The sequence below is a fragment of the Bradyrhizobium sp. USDA 4502 genome, assembly GCF_054063355.1.
The window spans coordinates 6,772,014-6,790,507 of record NZ_JBSSGF010000001.1; the positions used below are offsets into that span (position 1 = coordinate 6,772,014).

Annotated in this window: 17 protein-coding genes; 7 read left to right on the plus strand and 10 right to left on the minus strand. The window is 64.9% G+C overall.

The window, feature by feature from the left end; genetic code table 11:
* Positions 1 to 42: 42 nt before the first annotated feature.
* A complete protein-coding gene (locus ACVW1B_RS31665) occupies positions 43 to 1,575 on the minus strand; it encodes a benzoate-CoA ligase family protein (protein WP_253606404.1) in 1,533 nt (510 codons plus the stop codon).
* An 80-nt stretch (positions 1,576 to 1,655) separates the two neighbouring features.
* On the opposite strand from ACVW1B_RS31665, the gene ACVW1B_RS31670 reads away from it, so the two are divergent.
* On the plus strand, positions 1,656 to 2,648 hold the full coding sequence (locus ACVW1B_RS31670) for a helix-turn-helix transcriptional regulator (protein WP_256521265.1): 993 nt from the start codon (positions 1,656 to 1,658) through the stop codon (positions 2,646 to 2,648).
* Between the two features lie 143 nt (positions 2,649 to 2,791).
* Here the strand turns inward: ACVW1B_RS31670 and ACVW1B_RS31675 are convergent, their stop codons facing one another.
* Positions 2,792 to 3,577 (minus strand): IclR family transcriptional regulator domain-containing protein, encoded by a 786-nt coding sequence (locus ACVW1B_RS31675; protein WP_253606403.1) that lies wholly within the window; start codon positions 3,575 to 3,577, stop codon positions 2,792 to 2,794.
* 119 nt (positions 3,578 to 3,696) lie between these two features.
* Here ACVW1B_RS31675 and ACVW1B_RS31680 point away from each other — a divergent pair, with 119 nt between their 5' ends.
* Together ACVW1B_RS31680 and ACVW1B_RS31685 are read left to right on the plus strand one after the other, a co-directional pair.
* Positions 3,697 to 5,055: an aromatic ring-hydroxylating dioxygenase subunit alpha gene (locus ACVW1B_RS31680; RefSeq protein ID WP_253606401.1), complete on the plus strand. Its 1,359-nt coding sequence runs from the start codon at positions 3,697 to 3,699 to the stop codon at positions 5,053 to 5,055.
* 187 nt (positions 5,056 to 5,242) lie between these two features.
* Complete coding sequence (locus tag ACVW1B_RS31685; RefSeq protein ID WP_253606400.1) at positions 5,243 to 6,679, plus strand: glutamine synthetase family protein; 1,437 nt, start codon at positions 5,243 to 5,245, stop codon at positions 6,677 to 6,679.
* Between the two features lie 131 nt (positions 6,680 to 6,810).
* Here ACVW1B_RS31685 and ACVW1B_RS31690 read toward each other — a convergent pair whose 3' ends face one another.
* A complete protein-coding gene (locus ACVW1B_RS31690) occupies positions 6,811 to 7,908 on the minus strand; it encodes an enolase C-terminal domain-like protein (protein ID WP_253636015.1) in 1,098 nt (365 codons plus the stop codon).
* Between the two features lie 121 nt (positions 7,909 to 8,029).
* On the opposite strand from ACVW1B_RS31690, the gene ACVW1B_RS31695 reads away from it, so the two are divergent.
* The gene (locus ACVW1B_RS31695) at positions 8,030 to 8,605 is read left to right on the plus strand and encodes a TetR/AcrR family transcriptional regulator (RefSeq protein ID WP_057019467.1); all 576 of its coding nucleotides are present in this window, start codon (positions 8,030 to 8,032) and stop codon (positions 8,603 to 8,605) included.
* Between the two features lie 198 nt (positions 8,606 to 8,803).
* On the plus strand, positions 8,804 to 9,640 hold the full coding sequence (locus tag ACVW1B_RS31700; protein WP_253605076.1) for an IS5 family transposase: 837 nt from the start codon (positions 8,804 to 8,806) through the stop codon (positions 9,638 to 9,640).
* Positions 9,641 to 9,689: 49 nt separating this feature from the next.
* Here ACVW1B_RS31700 and ACVW1B_RS31705 read toward each other — a convergent pair whose 3' ends face one another.
* The 5 genes from ACVW1B_RS31705 to ACVW1B_RS31725 form a co-directional block, all read right to left on the minus strand.
* Complete coding sequence (locus ACVW1B_RS31705) at positions 9,690 to 10,418, minus strand: ABC transporter ATP-binding protein (protein WP_225649425.1); 729 nt, start codon at positions 10,416 to 10,418, stop codon at positions 9,690 to 9,692.
* Between the two features lie 7 nt (positions 10,419 to 10,425).
* Positions 10,426 to 11,193 carry an ABC transporter ATP-binding protein gene (locus ACVW1B_RS31710; protein ID WP_253609872.1) on the minus strand — a complete coding sequence of 256 codons (768 nt, stop codon included), beginning with the start codon at positions 11,191 to 11,193 and terminating at the stop codon, positions 10,426 to 10,428.
* 4 nt (positions 11,194 to 11,197) lie between these two features.
* Complete coding sequence (locus ACVW1B_RS31715; protein WP_375166765.1) at positions 11,198 to 12,145, minus strand: branched-chain amino acid ABC transporter permease; 948 nt, start codon at positions 12,143 to 12,145, stop codon at positions 11,198 to 11,200.
* Positions 12,142 to 13,059, minus strand: a complete 918-nt coding sequence (locus ACVW1B_RS31720) for a branched-chain amino acid ABC transporter permease (protein WP_018269575.1) — start codon at positions 13,057 to 13,059, stop codon at positions 12,142 to 12,144. Before ACVW1B_RS31720 ends, ACVW1B_RS31715 begins: the two co-directional genes overlap by 4 nt.
* Before the next feature lie 238 nt (positions 13,060 to 13,297).
* A complete protein-coding gene (locus ACVW1B_RS31725) occupies positions 13,298 to 14,470 on the minus strand; it encodes an ABC transporter substrate-binding protein (RefSeq protein ID WP_253606396.1) in 1,173 nt (390 codons plus the stop codon).
* Between the two features lie 222 nt (positions 14,471 to 14,692).
* Between ACVW1B_RS31725 and ACVW1B_RS31730 the strand changes: the two genes are divergently transcribed.
* Positions 14,693 to 15,409: a DUF805 domain-containing protein gene (locus tag ACVW1B_RS31730; RefSeq protein WP_456822714.1), complete on the plus strand. Its 717-nt coding sequence runs from the start codon at positions 14,693 to 14,695 to the stop codon at positions 15,407 to 15,409.
* Positions 15,410 to 15,630: 221 nt separating this feature from the next.
* Here the strand turns inward: ACVW1B_RS31730 and ACVW1B_RS31735 are convergent, their stop codons facing one another.
* Both ACVW1B_RS31735 and ACVW1B_RS31740 read right to left on the minus strand, forming a co-directional pair.
* Positions 15,631 to 16,527 (minus strand): sigma-70 family RNA polymerase sigma factor, encoded by an 897-nt coding sequence (locus tag ACVW1B_RS31735; RefSeq protein WP_253606392.1) that lies wholly within the window; start codon positions 16,525 to 16,527, stop codon positions 15,631 to 15,633.
* Positions 16,528 to 16,577: 50 nt separating this feature from the next.
* Positions 16,578 to 16,886, minus strand: a complete 309-nt coding sequence (locus ACVW1B_RS31740; RefSeq protein ID WP_028333780.1) for a hypothetical protein — start codon at positions 16,884 to 16,886, stop codon at positions 16,578 to 16,580.
* 193 nt (positions 16,887 to 17,079) lie between these two features.
* On the opposite strand from ACVW1B_RS31740, the gene ACVW1B_RS31745 reads away from it, so the two are divergent.
* A complete protein-coding gene (locus ACVW1B_RS31745) occupies positions 17,080 to 18,486 on the plus strand; it encodes a DHA2 family efflux MFS transporter permease subunit (protein WP_253606390.1) in 1,407 nt (468 codons plus the stop codon).
* Positions 18,487 to 18,494: the final 8 nt, after the last annotated feature.

Here is an 18,494-nt window from a genome sequence, read left to right on the forward strand (position 1 = left end):
TCCCGTGCGCAATTGCGCACTAGGCCGGGACGACGCGGGGAGCTAGTGCTCGTGTTCCCGCAGCTTGAAGCGCTGGATCTTTCCGGTCGCCGTCTTCGGCAGATTGTCGACCACATCGATCCAGCGCGGATATTTCCACGGGCCGATCTTCTGCTTGACGTGCTCCTTCAGCGCCTCGTGCAGGCCGGCGGCTGAACTGTCGGGCCGCAGCACCACATAGGCCTTCGGCTTGAGCAGGCCTTCCGGGTCGGCCTCCGGCACGACCGCCGCCTCCAGCACCGCGGGATGGGTGATCAGCGCGCTCTCGACCTCGAACGGCGACACCCAGATGCCGGAGACCTTGAACATGTCGTCGGCGCGGCCGCAGAAAGTGTAACGGCCGTCGGCATCGCGCGTGTATTTGTCGCCGGTGCGAGTCCAGGCGCCCTCGAACGTGGCGCGGCTCTTGGCCCGTTGATTCCAGTAGCTCTCGCCGGCCGAGGGCGCATCGACCAAGAGCTCGCCGACCTCGCCGTCCGCGACGTCGGCGCCGATCTCGTTGACCAGCCGCACCTTGTAGCCGGGCACCGGACGGCCGGACGAGCCGTATTTGATGTCGCCGGGCGCATTCGACAGGAAGATGTGCAGCAGCTCGGTCGAGCCGACGCCATCGAGGATGTCGACGCCGAACCGCGTCTTCCAGGCATTGCCGACAGATTCCGGCAGCGCCTCGCCGGCCGAGGTGCAAACGCGCAAACGGTTGCCGCCGGACTGCGCCTTAGTCGCCTCGTCGTTCAGCATCGCCGCGAACAGGGTCGGCACGCCGAAGAAGATGCTGGGATGATATTTGTTCATCAGCGCGAACATCACCGCCGGCGTCGGCCGCTCGGAGTTCAACACCGTGGTGGCGCCGACCGACATCGGGAAGGTCAGCGCATTGCCGAGCCCGTAGGCGAAGAACAGCTTTGCCGCCGAGAGGCCGACATCATCCTCGCGGATCCCGAGCACCTGCTTGGCATAGGTCTCCGCGGTCGCCGCGAGATTGGAATGCAGATGGCGCACGCCCTTCGGCATGCCGGTGGAGCCCGACGAATAGAGCCAGAATGCCGGCTCGTCGGCATGGGTCGGCGCGGTGGCGAACACGTCGCTCTCGCGCGCGATCTCGTCCGACAGCCTCTTGTGGCCGTGCGCGTCCTTGCCGGAGACCACGACATGCTCGAGGTCGGGCATCCGCGCAATGATGTCCTTCACGACCGGCAGCAGCGCTTCCGACACGAACAACACGCGGGCGCGGCAATCACCGAGGATGTAGGCATACTGCTCCGCGGTCAGCAGCGTGTTGAGCGGCACCGGCACCACGCCGGCGCGGATCGCGCCGAGGAACACGATCGGAAAGTCGACCGTGTCCAGCATGATCATGGCGACCCGCTCCTCGCGGCGGACGCCGAGCCGGCGCAGCATGTTGCCGATGCGGCGGGTCTGCTGCTGCAACTGGCCATAGGTGATTTGCGACACCGTATCGTCGAACACGACCTTGTCGCCACGGCCTTCATCGACGTTGCGGTCGAGCAGCCAGGAGACCGCGTTGTAAGTCATGCTCCGCTCCTCGGACCCGGACGTGCCACGCTTCCCTCTCCTGTGAATATAAGAATTATAATTCATACAAAGCCACCACGTTGGCTTGCTGTCAATCCTTATCGGCACTATGTTTCCTAGAACCTCGGTCTGATTCAGTCAGGACCGCGCGTCGCACAGGGATCATGACCGCAGCCAACGACCCGGAAACCGACTTCCTTGAACAACTCGGCCAGCGCGTGCGCACGATGCGCGCCCTGCGCGGCATGTCGCGCAAGGTGCTCGCCAAGGTTTCCGGCATTTCCGAACGCTACATCGCCCAGCTCGAAAGCGGCAAAGGCAATGTCTCGATCGTGCTGCTGCGCCGTGTCGCAGGCGCGATGGGTGCGCATCTCGAGGACCTGATCCCCTCCAGCGAGCCCGTGCCGGACTGGGCCGTGATCCGCGACCTGCTGCGCAAGGCGTCGCCGAACCAGATCGCGCAGGCCAAGGACATGCTCGCCGGCAGCAGCCCGTTGGCGCCGCGGCGCGCCTCGTTCTCCGGCATTGCGCTGATCGGCCTGCGCGGCGCCGGCAAGACCACGCTCGGCCGGATGCTGGCGAAGAAGATCGGCTGGAGCTTTGTCGAGCTCAACAAGGAGATCGAGGCGCAGAACGGCCTCTCGGTCGCCGAGATCATCGCGCTGTACGGCCAGGAAGGCTTCCGCCGCATGGAGCAGGCCGCGCTGACGCAGCTGCTGGCGCGGAAGGAATTGATGGTGCTGGCGACCGGCGGCGGCATCGTCTCCGAGGCGCTGACCTTCGACCTGATCCTGTCGTCGTTCTACACGATCTGGCTGAAGGCCGAGCCGGAAGAGCACATGGCCCGCGTCCGCCGCCAGGGCGATCTGCGCCCGATGGCCGACGACCGCTCGGCGATGGCGGAATTACGCAACATCCTGGTCAGCCGCGAGCCGCTCTATGCCCGCGCATCGGCGGTGGTCGACACCGCCGGCCTCTCGGTCGACGCCGCCGCCGCGCGGCTGATCGATTCGGTGCGGCCGGTGCTGCAGAACGAAGCGCGCAGCTTCGGGCTGCGCAGCGTGGCGCTGTAATCTCACAGCACAAAAAGAAACACTATCCCCGTCATTGCGAGCGAAGCGAAGCAATCCATCTCTCCGCGTATGGATGCATGGATTGCTTCGTCGCTATCGCTCCTCGCAATGACGAAACATGCGATGATGTGAGAGCCCCTCCCCTACAAGAGTCTGCTCTTCACATCATCAGCACCGTCGCGCAGCAGCGGCAGGAAGCGGTCGATCAATTCCTGCATCGGCACGCGATCGACATGCGCGCCCATGTTGATGGCGGCGACGATGGTGCCGTCGTAGCGGCGCACCGGCACCGAGATCGAGCGGAAATGCGGCTCGGCCTCGCGGTCGACGAGGGAATAGCCCTGCGCGCGATCGGCGATGATGGTGGCGAGCAGCTTCTTCGGATCGGTGACGGTCTGCGGCGTCACCGGATCGCAGCGCATTGCCTTCAGCCGCGTCGCGAGTTCGGCATCAGTGAGCCGGCCGAGCATCGCGCGGCCGACCGAGGTGCAGAACGCCGGCAGCCGGTAGCCGATGTCGAGACCGGCGGAGAACACGCGGGTCGGGCTCGAGCGCGCGACGAACACGACGTCGTCGCCGTCGAGCAGTGCGAGCGAGGCGATCTCCTGCGCTGCGGTCGCGATGCGATCGAGCACCGGTTGCAGCACCGTCACCACCTGGTTGGATTGCAGGAACGAGCCCGCGAGCGTCAGCACATGCGGGGTCAGCGTGAACAGCTTGCCGTCGGTCGCGACGAAACCGCCATGCGCGAGCGTGAACAGGATGCGGCGCGCGGTGGCGCGCGGCAGATCGGCGGCACGCGCCAGATCACTCAGCGTTGCCGGGCCGGACACGGTGCCGAACACCTGCAACAGGCGCAGGCCGCGATCGAGCGCCTCGACGAAGTCGGTGGCGCGCTCGTCCTGGTCGGTCCGCTTCAGCTTGGGCATGGCGTTTTAGGTTGGGGCTTTGAACGGTTCAAAAATTGCGCTTGCTGTCCAAAACAGACATGGCATAATTCGCACATTCGTTCAATAGGCGAACAAATCCAAATCCGGGAGACGCCGCCATGATGAGCCAGGAAGCGAACGATCTGATCACCCGCACCGGGCGCAAGGACCCGTGCGGCAAGCTGATGCGGAGCTACTGGCAGCCGGCGGCGCTGGTGGACGAATTGGACGGGCCGCGCCCGGTACGACCGGTGCGGCTGCTCGGCGAGAACCTGGTGCTGTTCCGCGGCGAGGACGGAAGCTACGGGCTGATCGATCGCCACTGCGCGCATCGCGGCGCCGATCTCGCCTTCGGCCGGCTCGAGCATGGCGGGCTGCGCTGCGCCTTCCACGGCTGGCTGTTCGACACGTCAGGCCAGTGCATCGAGACGCCGGCGGAGCCGGCCGGCTCGCAACTCTGCAAGGGCATCAGGCAGCGCTCCTATCCCGTGGTCGAGAAGAGCGGCATCCTGTGGGCCTGGCTCGGCGAAGGCGCCCCGCCCGCCTTTCCGGAGCTCGACTGCTTCGTCGCGCCCGGCAGCCATACGTTCGCGTTCAAGGGCCACATGAACTGCAACTGGCTGCAGGCGCTCGAAGTCGGCATCGATCCGGCGCACGCCTCCTTTCTGCACCGCTTCTTCGAGGACGAGGACACCTCGGCCGCCTACGGCAAGCAATTCCGCGGCGCGTCGGCCGGCAGCGACATGCCGATGACCAAGATCCTGCGCGAATATGACCGGCCGATCATCAATGTCGAGCACACCGAATACGGCCTGCGCCTGATCGCGCTGCGCGAGCTCGACGCGGAGCGCACCCATGTGCGCGTCACCAACCAGCTGTTCCCGCACGGCTTCGTGATCCCGATGTCGACCGAGATGACGATCTCGCAGTGGCACGTGCCGGTCGATGACGAGAATTGCTACTGGTATGCGATCTTCACCAGCTACGCGGCGCCGGTCGACAAGCAGAAGATGCGCGACCAGCGGCTCGAGCTCTATACGCTGCCGGACTACAAGTCGCGCAAGAACCGCAGCAACGACTACGGCTTCGATCCGCACGAGCAGGCGACCGCGACCTATACCGGCATGGGCGCCGACATCAATGTCCACGACCAGTGGGCGGTGGAGTCGATGGGGGCGATTCAGGACCGCACCAACGAGCATCTCGGCCAGAGCGACAAGGCGATCGTGCAGTACCGCCGCCTGCTGCGGCAGGAGATCGAGAAGGTTGCAGGCGGCGAGAAGCCGATGCTGTTCCTCGACGACGCCTCCGCGCGCAGTATCCAGGGCCCGGCCACGATGGACGGCATCGGCCCGACCCAGGGCTGGGAGCTCTACTGGATGGAAGTCGACGTCAAGCGCCGCCGCGGCGCACCATGGGCAGCTCCCGTGCCGCGCGAGATCGCCGGCAAGGTGCATCATCTGACGGCGGCGGAGTGAAGATGGTATCAATGGCTCCGCATTGTATCCTTCACCTCGCCCCGCTTGCGGGGAGAGGTCGGATCGCGTTAGCGATCCGGGTGAGGGGGTACAGGTCTATCGGCATATCGAGTCGGCGGAGAGAGCCCCTCACCCCGACCCTCTCCCCGCGAAGAGCGGGGCGAGGGAGAAGTGAAGGAGTGACGCGGTGAGCTTCGTCGAGCGTCACGGCCTATGGTCGGATGAGCAGAAGGAGGCCGCACAACGCCTCCGCCGCATCGTCGAGGAGAAGAACCTCGAAGTCATCCGCCTGTCGTTCCCCGACCAGCACGGCATCCTGCGCGGCAAGACGCTGATCGCCGGCGAAGCGGTGCGCTCGCTGGAAAGCGGCTGCTCCATCACCACGACGATGCTCGCCAAGGACACCTCGCACAAGACGGTGTTTCCGGTGTTCACATCAGGCGGCGGCTTCGGCATGAAGGAGATGGAAGGCGCGGCCGACGTGCTGATGGTCGCCGATCCCACCACGTTCCGCGTGCTTCCCTGGGCTGACAACACCGGCTGGCTGCTCTGCGACCTCCATTTCAGCGACGGCCGGCCGGTGCCGTTCGCGACCCGCAACCTCTATCGCAAGGTGCTCGATCAGCTCGCTGGCCGCGGCTACGATTTCGTCGCCGGCCTCGAGGTCGAATTCCATCTGTTCAAGCTCGACGACGCTCATATGGCGCCGGAGGATGCCGGCCAGCCCGGACGGCCGCCGTCGGTCAGCCTGCTGTCGCACGGCTATCAGTACCTCACCGAGCAGCGCTACGACCTGATGGAGCCGGCGCTCGAGATCATCCGCCGCGACATCATCGCGCTCGACCTGCCGTTGCGCTCGGTCGAAGTCGAGTTCGGCCCGAGCCAGTGCGAATTCACCTTCGCGCCGACCGTCGGGCTCGCGCCGGCCGACACCATGGTGCTGTTTCGTTCGGCGGTGAAACAGATCGCGCGCCGCCACGGCTATCACGCGACTTTCATGTGCCGGCCGAAGCTGCCGAACGTGTTCGCGAGCGGCTGGCACCTGCACCAGTCGCTGGTGTCGCGCGCCAATGGCGAGAACGTCTTCATGGCCAAGGAGACCGGCGAGCCGCTCAGCGCGCTCGGCCGCGCCTGGCTCGCCGGCCTGATCGAGCACGCGCGGGCCTCGACCGTATTCACGACGCCGACCATCAACGGCTACAAGCGCTACCGCTCCTATTCGCTGGCGCCGGACCGCGCGATCTGGGGCCGCGACAACCGCGGCGTGATGATCCGCGTGCTCGGCGGCGCCGGCGATCCGGCGACCCGGCTGGAGAACCGGATCGGCGAACCCGCCGCCAATCCCTATCTCTACATGGCAAGCCAGATCCTCTCCGGCCTCGACGGCGTCGACCGCAAGCTCGACCCCGGCCCGTCGGCCGACACGCCCTACGAGACCAAGGCCGCGCTGTTGCCGAAGTCGCTGCGCGAGGCCGTGTTCGCGCTCAACGACGATCCGTTCTTCCGCCAGGCGCTCGGGCCGGAGTTCGTGGACTATTACGCCTTCATCAAGAACGCGGAGATCGAACGCTTCCAGGCCGAGGTGTCGGACTGGGAGCACCGCGAATATTTCGAGATGTTTTGACGGAAGCGTCGGCGCAGGCGCTCCGCCGCTCTAGAGCATGATACGGAAAAGTGTGAAGCGGTTTTCCGAAAAGATCATGGTCAAACAAAGAGCTAAAGCGCGATGACGATTCAACCCAATCTCATCGCGCTTTAGACGCTTGCAAGGTGAGCCGCAACGGCCGCTTCGTTCCATTCCAGACCGACACCAGGCGTGTCGGGAATATGCAAGAGACCATCCTTGATTTCATACGGCCGTTCGAGAATCGGATCGGCCCAGTCCTGCCATTCCAACCAGTGAGCGGCCTCCGTCGCGCGCATGACGTGGGCAGCGACTTCCGGATAAAGATGCGTTGAGATGGGGATGCCCGCGGCGCCGGCGATCGCAGCCGCCCGCATCCAGCCCGTCACTCCTCCGATGCGCATGAAATCCGGCATCACCAGATCGCAGGCCTTTCTCGCGATCGCCTTATGCATCTCCCTCGGACCATAGAAGTTCTCGCCGATCTGGATCGGCGTCTTCAGCTCCGCCGCCAGTTGGGCGTGTCCGTCGAGATTGTCATAGACGACAGGCTCTTCGATCCAGTCGAGGCCATAATCATCGATCGCATGGCACCGCTCGATGGCTTCGGCGAGATTTAGCCCCTGGTTGTAGTCCACCATCAAATGCATCCGATCCCCGACTGCTTTTCGAACGGCGTCGAGGGTCGTCAGATCCTCGCGCGGATCGCTTCTGCCGAGGCGCAATTTCAGGGCTGAGAACCCTCCTTCGTCGCGCAATTCCAAAGCCTCGGCCGCGACGGCGGCCGGCTCCTTCAGCCAAAGGCCGTTGCTATTGTAGGATCTCACGGCGCCGACCGTCGCCCCCAACAGCACGCACAGCGGCTTGTTTGCAGCTTTCGCCAACGCGTCCCACGCGGCCATGTCGAGGCCCGACGCCGCGATCATCGACAATCCCTCATAGCCGACAAAGTGAAGCGATTTGCGCGCCGCCTCGAACAACTCGACAGGCGCCACGCTCCGACCTCTGAGCAATTCGCCGAGATCATGCAACGCCGGAACCAGATATCGCAGCGATTTCACGATGTAAGGCTCGAGATAGCTTCGCCCGACAATGCCCTCCTCCGTCACCAGATCGATGAGGACGAGCGGCCACTCCGATATCGTGACAATGCGCGCGACCACGGGCCGCTTCAGCTTGAGCACCACCGGACGAGCTTTGATTTCTCTGAGCGTCAACGAATCGGGCATGGCAATGGCTTTCGCAGCGCGAGGAAGCTGACTGGCGCGGGCCGAAAAATCCCGGAAGCCATTCCAATTGGTTTTTCAACCGATGTAAATTCACTACTCGGTATATTTAAGAGGTGACTGCATGGCGCGATCTGCAGAACCGACACGGCGGCGCATCCTTGCTGCCGCATACGTCCTGTTTCGCCAGCGCGGATATAGCCGCGTGAGCATGGACGAAATCGCATCGGCGACGAGGGTGACGAAGCGCACGCTCTACAATCATTTTCAAAGCAAGGATCAGCTGCTCGCCTTCGTGCTCGAAGCCCAGAACGAACTGGCCTTGGCCGCGTTCGCGACGTTCGGCGACAAGCTGTCCGGCTCGCCGGCGGCGATCATCGACGGTCTGTTCCGCGACCTGGCGGTCTGGGCGGACAGGCCGCGATGGGCCGGCTCGGGATTCACCAGGCTGGTCATCGAGCTGGCCGATCTCCCTGGCCATCCCGCACGCGCAATTGCGCGCCGGCACAAGGCCTTGCTCGAAACCCATCTCGGCGCGCTGCTGAAGCGGGCCGGTGTCCGCGACGCTCACCGCCGTGCGCGCGAGATCTGGCTGCTGTCCGAGGGCGCGATCTCCCTGATGCTGGTGCATGGCGATCGCGCCTATGCCGCAGCAGCGGCCGACGCAGCGAAACGACTGCTGCGAGGCTCTTCACGGTAAGCCGCGGCAGCCCGCCTCTCTGATCCGTCATCCTGAGGAGCGCGTAGCGCGTCTCGAAGGATGCACGGCCACCAGCCGGGCCATCGATCCTTCGAGACGCCTGCTACGCAGGCTCCTCAGAGCCTGACTGAAAAATGAGTGAGTGATCTCAGTGGGGTGTGATTCCATCGGATTTGCAGAGATTCGAGGGAGAGCACGATGCCCTGGACCAAGATCACTCGGGAGCAATATCGGCGGGACGATCTGCGTTATGCAAGCGATATGACCGATGCGGAGTGGGCGCTGATCAGACGCCTGTTGCCGCGAGCGAACCGGCGCGGCCGGCCGCGTAAGACGGAGCTGCGTCGTGTGATCGAAGCGATCCTCTATATCGTTTCGACCGGCTGCCAGTGGCGGGCGTTGCCGCAGGAGTTCCCGCCCTATTCGACGGTGCAGGGCTATTTTTATAGATGGCGGGATACAGGCCGGTGGCAGAGGATTGTCAGCGTGCTTGTCCGACGGGCGCGAAAAAAGCTTGGACGGACACCGAAGCCGACGGCAGCCGTGATCGACAGTCAAAGTGCGCCGACCACCCAAGCTGGCGGACCGCGCGGCTACGATGCAGGCAAGCGCATCTACGGCCGCAAGCGGCATATCGTGACGGATACCAATGGCCTCCTCCTCGGGGTTCATGTTCATCCGGCCAACGTTCAGGACTGCCATGGCGCCGTACCGCTGCTGAAGAACGTGCGGATGAACTTCCCCCGGCTGCGCCACGTCTTTGCCGACCGGATCTACCGCGGAAATCAACTCCTCGACGCGCTCTCAGACTGCGGTCCATGGACTGTCGAGATCGTCGAGCGGCCTCAAGGCGTCAAAGGCTTCCAGCTTCTGCCGAGGCGGTGGGTGGTTGAACGCACATTCGCTTGGTTCGGCAGATGCCGCCGCCTCGCCAAGGACTTCGAGGCGACGGTGGCAACCGAAGCTGCCTGGCTGCTGATTGCACACATCAGGCTCCTGACCCGCAGACTTGCCGCTGCTGGTAAGGTTGGGTGACTTATGAGTCAGACTCTCAGGATGACGGCGATACGGCAATGCTTGCTGCTCAAATCCCCAGATACTTGTGCTGCAGATCCGGCTCGGCGATCAGCTCCCCGCTGGTGCCGCTCCACACGGTGCGGCCGCGCTCGATGATGTAATGGCGGTCGGCGATGCGGGCGAGGTTTCCGACGTTCTTGTCGATCACCAGCACCGACTGCCCGCGCTCCTTCAGCATCGACAGGCAGCTCCAGATCTCGTCGCGGATCAGGGGCGCAAGACCCTCGGTCGCCTCGTCGAGGATCAGCAATTTCGGATTGGTCATCAGCGCGCGGCCGATCGCCAGCATCTGCTGCTCGCCGCCGGACAGCGTGACGCCCATATTATTCGTGCGTTCGGCGAGCCGCGGAAACAGCGCGTGGATCCTGTCGATGGTCCACGGATCGGAGGCACTGAAGCGATTGCCTGACGCGGCGACGAGATTTTCGCGCACCGTGAGGTTGGGGAATATCTGGCGGCCTTCCGGCACCAGGCCGATCCCGAGCTTTGCGATCTTGTAGGACGGCAGGCCGCGCACCGCCTCGCCGGCGAAGCGGATGGCGCCTGATCGCGCCGGCGTCAGGCCCATGATCGAGCGGATCGTCGTGGTCTTGCCCATGCCGTTGCGGCCCATCAGCGCGACCATCTCGCCCGACTTGATCTGGAGCGACAGGCCGAACAGCACCTGGCTCAGCCCGTAGCAGGTCTCGATCGCGTCGACTTCAAGCAGGGTTTCAGCGGTTTTGGTTTCAGCCATCCTGGTATCAGCCATGGCGCGTCACCGCATGCTGTTCGCCGAGATAGGCGCGCTTGACCTCGTCGTGCTTGCGGATCGCGTCCGGCACGTCGCAGGCGATGACGCGGCCATAGACCAAGACCGTGATGCGGTCGGCCAGCGCGAACACCGCCTCCATGTCGTGCTCCACCAGCACGATGGTGACTTCCTTGCGCAGCTCCTTCAACAGCGCGACCATCCGCGCCGATTCGGTGACGCCGAGCCCGGCCATCGGCTCGTCCAGCAGCAACAGCTGCGGCCTGGTGGCGAGCGCGACCGCGAGCTCGAGCTCGCGCTGCTCGCCATGGCTCAATTGCGACACCACGATATCGGCGCGCGTGCCGAGGCCGACGCGCTCCAGCGCCGCGCGCGCGGACTCGCGCAGATGCCGCTCCTTGCGCGCATTGCCCCAGAAGCGGAACGAGTGGCCGTCATGCGCCTGCGCCGCCAGCGCGACATTGTCGATCGCGGAAAAATCCTTCAGCAGCGAGGTGATCTGGAACGAGCGCGCCAGCCCGAGGCGGCTGCGCTTGTAGGACGGCAGGTTCGTGACGTCGCAGCCGGCAAAGCGGATGGTGCCGGAGTTCGGCATCACCTGCCCGGTGAGCTGGCTGATCAGCGTGGTCTTGCCGGCGCCGTTGGGGCCGATGATGGCGTGCAATTCGCCTGGCACCACCTCCATCGAGAGGTTGTCGGTCGCGGTGATGCCGCCGAAGCGGCGGACCAGATTGTCGACGCGGAGCAAGGGATCAGGCAAGGAGTCAACCACGGCGCATCCTCCCGAGCAGGCCCATGATGCCGCCGCGCGCGAACAGCACGATCAGGAGCAGCACCGGACCGAGGATCAGCCCCGAATATTCGGTGAACTGCGACAGCAGCTCCTCGAGCAGGAGATAGACGATCGCGCCGATGACGGGACCGAACAGCGAGCCCATGCCGCCGAGGATCACCATCACCATGAGGTCGCCGGAGCGGGTCCAGTACATCACCGCGGGGCTGACGAAATCGGTGTTGTTGGCCAGCAGCGCGCCGGCCAGGCCGCAGATCGTGCCTGATATCACGAAACAGACCAGGCGGTAGCGATTGGCATGGAAACCGATCGCCTGCATGCGCTGCTCGTTGGAGCGGACGCCCTGCACCACGAGGCCGAAGCGCGAATTGACGATGCGCCAGATCAGATAAAGGCCGCCGAACAGGCAGGCCAGGCAGAGGTAATAGAACTGGTTGCGATCCGACAGGTTGATCAGACCGGCGAAATCGCTGCGCTTGTAGACGGTGAGCCCGTCGTCGCCGCCGTAGCGCGACAGCGCGGAGGCGATGTAGTAGGCCATCTGCGCAAAGGCCAGCGTGATCATGATGAAGTAGACGCCGCGGGTGCGCAGCGAGAGCGCGCCGATCAGCAGCGCAAACAGCGCCGAGACGGCGAGCGCCACCGGCCACTGGATGAAGCCGGAGCCGACCCCCTCGGCGGCGAGGATGCCGACGGCATAGCCGCCGATGCCGAGATAGGCGGCGTGGCCAAAGCTCATCATGCCGCCATAGCCCATGATCAGATTGAGGCTCGCGGCGGCGAGCGCGAAGATCACGATCCGGGTGAACAGCGTGAGGATGAAGATATTGCCCGTGACCGCCGAATAGAGCGGCAGCAGTATCAGGGCGGCACACATCAGCGCCGCGACCGCATTGGAGACGTTGAGCTTTCGCATCATCGTTTGGCCGCCGGGAACAGCCCCTCGGGCCGCAGCACAAGGATGATGGCCATCAGGAGGTAGATCAGCATCGAGGACAGCGCCGGCGCCGCGGTGGACGCCGCCGCCCCGCTCAGCACCTTGCGCAGCAGGTCGGGCAGGAAGGCGCGGCCCATCGTGTCGATGATGCCGACGAAGATCGCGGCCATGAACGCGCCGCGGATCGAGCCGATGCCGCCGATCACGATGATGACAAAGGCCAGGATCAGGATGTTCTCGCCCATGCCGATCTGCACGGTGAGGATCGGCGCCTGCATCAGCCCGGCGAGCCCTGCGAGCGCCGCGCCGAGGCCGAACACCAGCGTGAACAGCAGCTTGATGTTGATGCCGAGCGCCCCGATCATCTCGCGGTTCGAGGCGCCGGCGCGGATCAGCATGCCGATGCGGGTGCGCATCACGACGAGATAGAGCATTGCTGCGACAGCCAGCGCCACCACGATGATCATGAGGCGGTAGGCCGGATAGTAGACGCCGGGGATGATCTGCACCGGCACGGTGAGCCAGGCCGGCAGCGGCAGCGCGAGGCCCGCCGGGCCCCAGATCAGCCGGACGGCGTCGTTGAAGAACAGGATCAGGCCGAAGGTCGCCAGCACCTGGTCGAGATGGTCGCGGCCATAGAGATGCCTGAGCGCGACATATTCCAGCACGATGCCGAGCAGTAAGGTGGCCCCTAACGCCATCAGCGCGCCAAGGACAAAACTGCCGGTCCAGGCCACGAAGGTCGCCGCGAAATAGGCTCCCATCATGTAGAGCGAGCCGTGCGCCAGATTGACGAAGTCCATGATGCCGAACACCAGCGTCAGCCCGGCCGCCAGCAGGAACAGCAGGAGGCCGAATTGCAGGCCGTTCAGCAGTTGTTCGACGACGAGATACATGGATCCTTCATACCGGGCTGAAACAAAACAGCGGCAGCGCAAGCACGCCGCCGCATTGCACATTGCGGGTTCTCCCTCGCCCCGCTCTTGCGGGGAGAGGGTTGGGATGAGGGGCTCTTTCCGCAAACCGAATGCCGGGAAAGAGCCCCTCACCCAATCGCTTCGCGATTGACCTCTCCCCGCAAGAGCGGGGCGAGGTAAAGAGAAGCAAGCCGCGCGCCAAAAAGACGCCCGACAATCACTTCATCGGACACTTGTCGTGGAAGCGATCCTGGTCGTCCTTGACGATGGTCGCGACCGTCTTCAGCGAGAGCTGGCCCTCGGCGTCCTTGACCACGTCCTGCAGATAGAAGTTCTGGATCGGAATGTGGTTGTTGCCGTACTTGAACGGACCGCGCACCGATTTGAAGTTCACCTTCTCCATCTCGGCCTTCATCGCGTCCTTCTTCGTCAGGTCGCCCTTCACCGCGACCACGGCGCTGTTGATCAGGTTGGCAGCGTCGTAGGACTGGGCGCCGTAGAAGGTCGGCCGCAGGCCCGGATACTTCTTGCGGTAGTCGGCGACGAACTTCTTGTTCTCCTCGTTGGGCAGGTCGTTGACCCATTGCTGCGCGCCGGGAACGCCGAGCGCATTGTCCTTCTGCAACGGCAGCGACAATTCGTCGATAGTGAAGGCGGTGTAGAGCGGAATCTGCTGCTTGATGCCGGCCTGCGCATACTGGTTCAGGAACTGCACGCCGGCCGCGCCCGGATAGAACACGAAGATCGACTCGGCCTTGGAGTTCTTCGCCTTGGTGAGTTCGGCGGAGAAGTCGAGCTGGCTCGGCCACACCGTATATTCCTCGCCGACGATCTGGCCCTTGAACGTGCTCTTGACGCCGGCCAGCATGTCCTTGCCCGCGGCGTAGTTCGGGCCGATCAGGAACACCGACTTGACGCCCTTCTGGTTCATGTAGGTGCCGACCGCCTGCGGGGTCTGGTCATTCTGCCAGGAGGTCGAGAACACGTAAGGCGAGCACAGTTCGCCGGCGAGTTGCGACGGACCGGCATTGGCCGAGATCAGGAAGGTCTTGGAATCGACGGCGGTCTTCAGCGACGCCAGCAGCACGTTCGACCAGATGTAGCCGACGATGAAGTCGACCTTGTCGGACTGCACCAGCTTCTCGGTCTTCTGCTTGCCGACATCCGGCTTCTGCTGGTCGTCCTCGTAGATCACCTCGACTGGCTTGCCGTCAATCTTGCGGCCGAGATGGTCGAGCGCGAGCTCGAAGGAATTGCGCATGTCGTTGCCGATCACAGCGGTCGGACCACTGAAGGTCGAAACGAAGCCGATCTTGACGCTGTCAGCCGCCGTCGCGGGCTGCGCCAGCGCCACAGCCATGGCGCCTGCCAGCCAAAATGCCTTTTTCATATTCACTCCCCTCCTCAACCAAAGATCCCACGAGGCTCGATCACGAGGGCCCGGGGGTCACGCTTTGCGCGCGTCGTTCTGTGACGTATTTTGTGCGCGATATCGCAAGTCTGCAGCAAGCACGAACCGACGGCGCTCACTTAGAACCTTCGGCGCATACCCCAGCACCTTGCATCATAATTCGTCTAAATCGACCATGGCAAGAAATATAATGCCGGTTGCGTGGGCAACGATTGTCGCAGGCACCGGCCTCCCGCAACGACCCACGCCCGCACTGCAGCAGGCTTTAACGATCCGGTAAAGCACCCGGAAACCACAGGCCGGCAAGCGCCTGCGGGCTTCATGGTCCGGAAAGCATCCCTGGCCGACGCTGCCGCCAAAGGGGTGCGTCACATGCTGAATTACATCTTCGGCTTCAATGCCCGGATGGGCCGACTGGCTTTCTTCTTCTGCACCTTCGTGGTGGGCCTCGGCTTTATGATGTTGGTCTACGGCGTCACCGGCAACGCACCGGCGAGCGGCAGTATGGACGTGCTGCTGGCACAGGCATCGAGCAACCCCGTGCTGGTCATTGCCTTCTACGGCATGCTCGTCATCTGCTTCATGCTGCAATCGATGCGGGTGCGCGACATGGGCTGGGATCCGGTCTGCGTGATGGCGGCATGGATCGCCCTCCTCGTGCTCGACAGGGCGATTGCCGGACGATTTCCCGAATATGCGCTGACCTATCAGCACACCGAAACGGTGGTCGGCGCCGCCGTCAATGGCGCAATGAACATCGTCCTGCTGGTCTGGCGGAGCGGCGGCTATTACGAAGAAGCCCCGCCATCGCCGCGCGAGACCGGCGATGGTCTGTTTGAAAGACGCAGTACGCCGGCCGCAGGCGGCAGCCGCGTCGCGCGGATCGCCAACGGCGAGTTCGGCGGCAAGACGCGGTAGCAGCCGTCGTCCCTGCGAAAGCAGGGACCCATAACCACAGGATCAGATTGTTGAAGAGCGCTGGGGCCCCAGCGACCAAGACGATTCCCATTGGTGGTTATGGGTCCCGGATCGCGCGGAGCCTGTCATCGGGCGGCGCTTCGCGCCGACCCGTTGGCTTGTCCGGGACGACGCGGAGTTTGTGGCGCGATCACTGAGCCAAAGGCTGGGGCGAAAGCCGATCACCCCTTGTCCACCGCCCATTCGGCGCCGTCGATCGCATAGGACGCGTGGCGGAAATCCCTGATCGTCGCGACCTTGTCGGCCGACCAGTCGAGCAGCATGAACGATCGCGGCGGCGCGCCCTGTGCGTTCGGGTCGAACACCAGGATCGCGGGGCGTCCCTCGACCTGTCCGGTCACCAGGTGCCAGTCGTCGATCTTCGAATAATTGCCGAAGTAGCGCGACACCTCGGCCTTGCCGTTCAGCCGCGTGCGGTTGACGAGCTCGAGCCTGATGTCATCGGCGATCATGGCGCGGATGGCGTCGAAGTCGCGGGCGTTGAAATGGCTGACATAGGCGTTGAGCCTGATGCGATCGGCCGGCGACAGGCCGGGCCGCGGCGCGTCGTCCGGCTCGGCGGCAAACTCGCGCAGCTGCGTGCGTCCACGGTGCAGCGCGGCTTTCACCGCGGGCAGGCTGAAATCCATGATGCCGCAGATCTCCTGCAGGGAGCAGCCGAGCACATCCATCAGGATCACGCTGGAACGCTGCGCCACCGGCAGGCGCATGAAGGTGCGCAGGCTGGTCGCGGCGATCTCGCGGCGGCCCAAATCATCGAGCTCTCCGGCCATCATGTCCACCTCCTCCGGCGCGTGAAGCGCTTCCTGACGGTTGCGCCGCCTGAGGAAATCGAGCGCGGTGTTGTGCGCGATCCGGAACAGCCAGGCTTGCGGACTCTGGATCGGCGCGGCGGACCCGAAGGCCTCCACCGCCTTGATCAGCGCGTCCTGCAGCACATCCTCGCCGTCGATGACGGATCCGACCATACGGGCGCAGTAGCGATGCAGCCTTGGCCGCATCGCCGCCAAGAGCGCGTCGACGTCGGTCGCGGCCGGCGCTTGGTGTGGTGACGTCATGATGGCTCCGCCAGATCGGTGCACTGCCCGCCGGTTCAACGCTTGTCGGTTCACGGCTCATCCAGCATACGATAATTCCCGACAATCACCGCACTTCGAACCAGCGGCGGCTCGGCGCAACGATCGCGGATGCCGTCCTGGAAGGCCTGGAACGCGGCCAGTTTCGGGATCGGGCTCGAGCCGTCTTCGGCCGCGGTCTCGACCATGTGGATGAAGGTGTCGTCCTCCAGCCGCAGGGTCAGATAGCGCACGCCGTCCGGCCTCGCCGCCTTCAGCTCGGCGAACACGGCCGACACCAGCGCGGCATTCTTCTCCGCCATCTCCGGCTTCGCCTTGTACCTGATCAGGGTCCGTCTCATCGCAGCCTCCTTGGCCTGGTTCTGCGGCCTGAACCGGCCGCCTCAGACCCAAGGACGTTCGCGAACCGCCAAAGGATGCGGTCCGGCAAAAGTAAATTCAAAAATAGTTCTTCGCCGCATCCTTTGCCCGTTCCGGTTCGTCCTTGCCGGCGAAGCGCGCCGCAACCTCGCGGCGCGGCAACGGAGAACGACCATGCAGACCCCTCGAGAGCGCGCCGAACAGCGCTGGGTGCTCGGCCTCACCGCGCTGGCATCCTTCATGATGGCGCTGGACGCCATGATCATGACCACGGCCTTCGCCACCATCCGCGCCGATTTCGGAAGCGCCGTGGAGACGCTGCAATGGACCGTCAACGCCTTCAACCTGACCTTCGCGGTGCTGCTCCTGACCGGCGCGGCGCTCGGCGACCGGTTCGGGCGGCGCAGGATGTTCGCGGCCGGGATCGGCCTGTTCGTCGTGGCGTCGGCGGCCTGCGCGCTGGCCGGCAACGCCGCGGCCCTGATCGCCGCCCGCGCCCTGCAGGGCGCGGGCGCGGCGCTGGTGATGCCGCTGGCGATGGCGATCCTGAGCGGCGCGTTCGGCCGGGAGGAGCGCGCCCGCGCGCTCGGCATTTTCAGCGGCATCACCGGATGCGCGCTGATCATAGGTCCCGCGATCGGCGGCTTCATCACCGAACATCTCGGCTGGCGCTGGATCTTCTGGATCAATTTGCCGATCGGCCTGGTCGCGATCGCCCTCGTGATCGCCCGCCTGCGCGAAAGCTTCGGGGCGCCAGCGCCGCTCGACATCGCCGGACTCACGCTGGTCGCGCTCGCGGCGCTGGCGCTGGTCTGGGGCCTGCTGCGCGGCAACGGCGTCGGCTGGGCCAGCGCGGAAGTGACGGGCGCGCTGATCGCCGGCGTCGCGCTGGCGGCGCTGTTCGTGCTGTGGGAGCTGCGCGCCACAAGCCCGATGGTGCCGATGCGGCTGTTCGCGGCACGGCCGTTTGCGTCGGGCATGGCCGCAAGCGTGCTGTTCTACGCCGCGATGTATGGCGTGCTGTTCCTGCTGCCGCAGTTCCTGCAGATCGCGCTCGGCTTCGACGCCTTCGGCGCCGGGCTTCGTCTGCTGCCGTGGACGGCGACGCTGTTCGTCACCGCGCCGATCGCCGGCGCCGCGGTCAACCGGTTCGGCGAGCGCACGCTGGTCGTCACCGGCCTCTTGATGCAGGCGATCGGGCTCGGCTGGATCAGCGAGATCGTGAGCCCCGCAGTGCCCTATTCGGCGCTGGTCGCGCCGCTGGTGCTCGCCGGCGTCGGCGTGTCGATGGCGATGCCGGCCGCGCAGAACGCGGTGCTGGGTGCGGTCGCCGTCAGCGAGATGGGCAAGGCGTCGGGCGTCTTCAACATGGGCCGCTTCCTCGGCGGCATGTTCGGCATCGCGGCGCTGGTGGCGAGCTTCTCCGCCAACGGTGCGGCCGATTCATCCGGTCATTTCGCAAACGGATTCGCGTCGGCGATGAGCCTTGCCGCAACGCTGTCATTCGCCGGCGCGGTCGCGGGACTGTTCCTGCCGATGCGGCGGCGGGCCGTCGCCGCGGCCGCGCCGCAGGATGCGTGAGGCTTGCG

What these genes read in the sequence shown, in the direction of transcription:
- ACVW1B_RS31665 (WP_253606404.1), bottom strand. Translation starts at nt 1,575, where the DNA reads ATGACTTACAACGCGGTCTCCTGGCTGCTCGACCGCAACGTCGATGAA.
- ACVW1B_RS31675 (WP_253606403.1), bottom strand. Translation starts at nt 3,577, where the DNA reads ATGCCCAAGCTGAAGCGGACCGACCAGGACGAGCGCGCCACCGACTTC.
- ACVW1B_RS31680 (WP_253606401.1), top strand. Translation starts at nt 3,697, where the DNA reads ATGATGAGCCAGGAAGCGAACGATCTGATCACCCGCACCGGGCGCAAG.
- ACVW1B_RS31690 (WP_253636015.1), bottom strand. Translation starts at nt 7,908, where the DNA reads ATGCCCGATTCGTTGACGCTCAGAGAAATCAAAGCTCGTCCGGTGGTG.
- ACVW1B_RS31695 (WP_057019467.1), top strand. Translation starts at nt 8,030, where the DNA reads ATGGCGCGATCTGCAGAACCGACACGGCGGCGCATCCTTGCTGCCGCA.
- ACVW1B_RS31700 (WP_253605076.1), top strand. Translation starts at nt 8,804, where the DNA reads ATGCCCTGGACCAAGATCACTCGGGAGCAATATCGGCGGGACGATCTG.
- ACVW1B_RS31705 (WP_225649425.1), bottom strand. Translation starts at nt 10,418, where the DNA reads ATGGCTGAAACCAAAACCGCTGAAACCCTGCTTGAAGTCGACGCGATC.
- ACVW1B_RS31715 (WP_375166765.1), bottom strand. Translation starts at nt 12,145, where the DNA reads ATGATGCGAAAGCTCAACGTCTCCAATGCGGTCGCGGCGCTGATGTGT.
- ACVW1B_RS31720 (WP_018269575.1), bottom strand. Translation starts at nt 13,059, where the DNA reads ATGTATCTCGTCGTCGAACAACTGCTGAACGGCCTGCAATTCGGCCTC.
- ACVW1B_RS31725 (WP_253606396.1), bottom strand. Translation starts at nt 14,470, where the DNA reads ATGAAAAAGGCATTTTGGCTGGCAGGCGCCATGGCTGTGGCGCTGGCG.
- ACVW1B_RS31735 (WP_253606392.1), bottom strand. Translation starts at nt 16,527, where the DNA reads ATGACGTCACCACACCAAGCGCCGGCCGCGACCGACGTCGACGCGCTC.
- ACVW1B_RS31740 (WP_028333780.1), bottom strand. Translation starts at nt 16,886, where the DNA reads ATGAGACGGACCCTGATCAGGTACAAGGCGAAGCCGGAGATGGCGGAG.
- ACVW1B_RS31745 (WP_253606390.1), top strand. Translation starts at nt 17,080, where the DNA reads ATGCAGACCCCTCGAGAGCGCGCCGAACAGCGCTGGGTGCTCGGCCTC.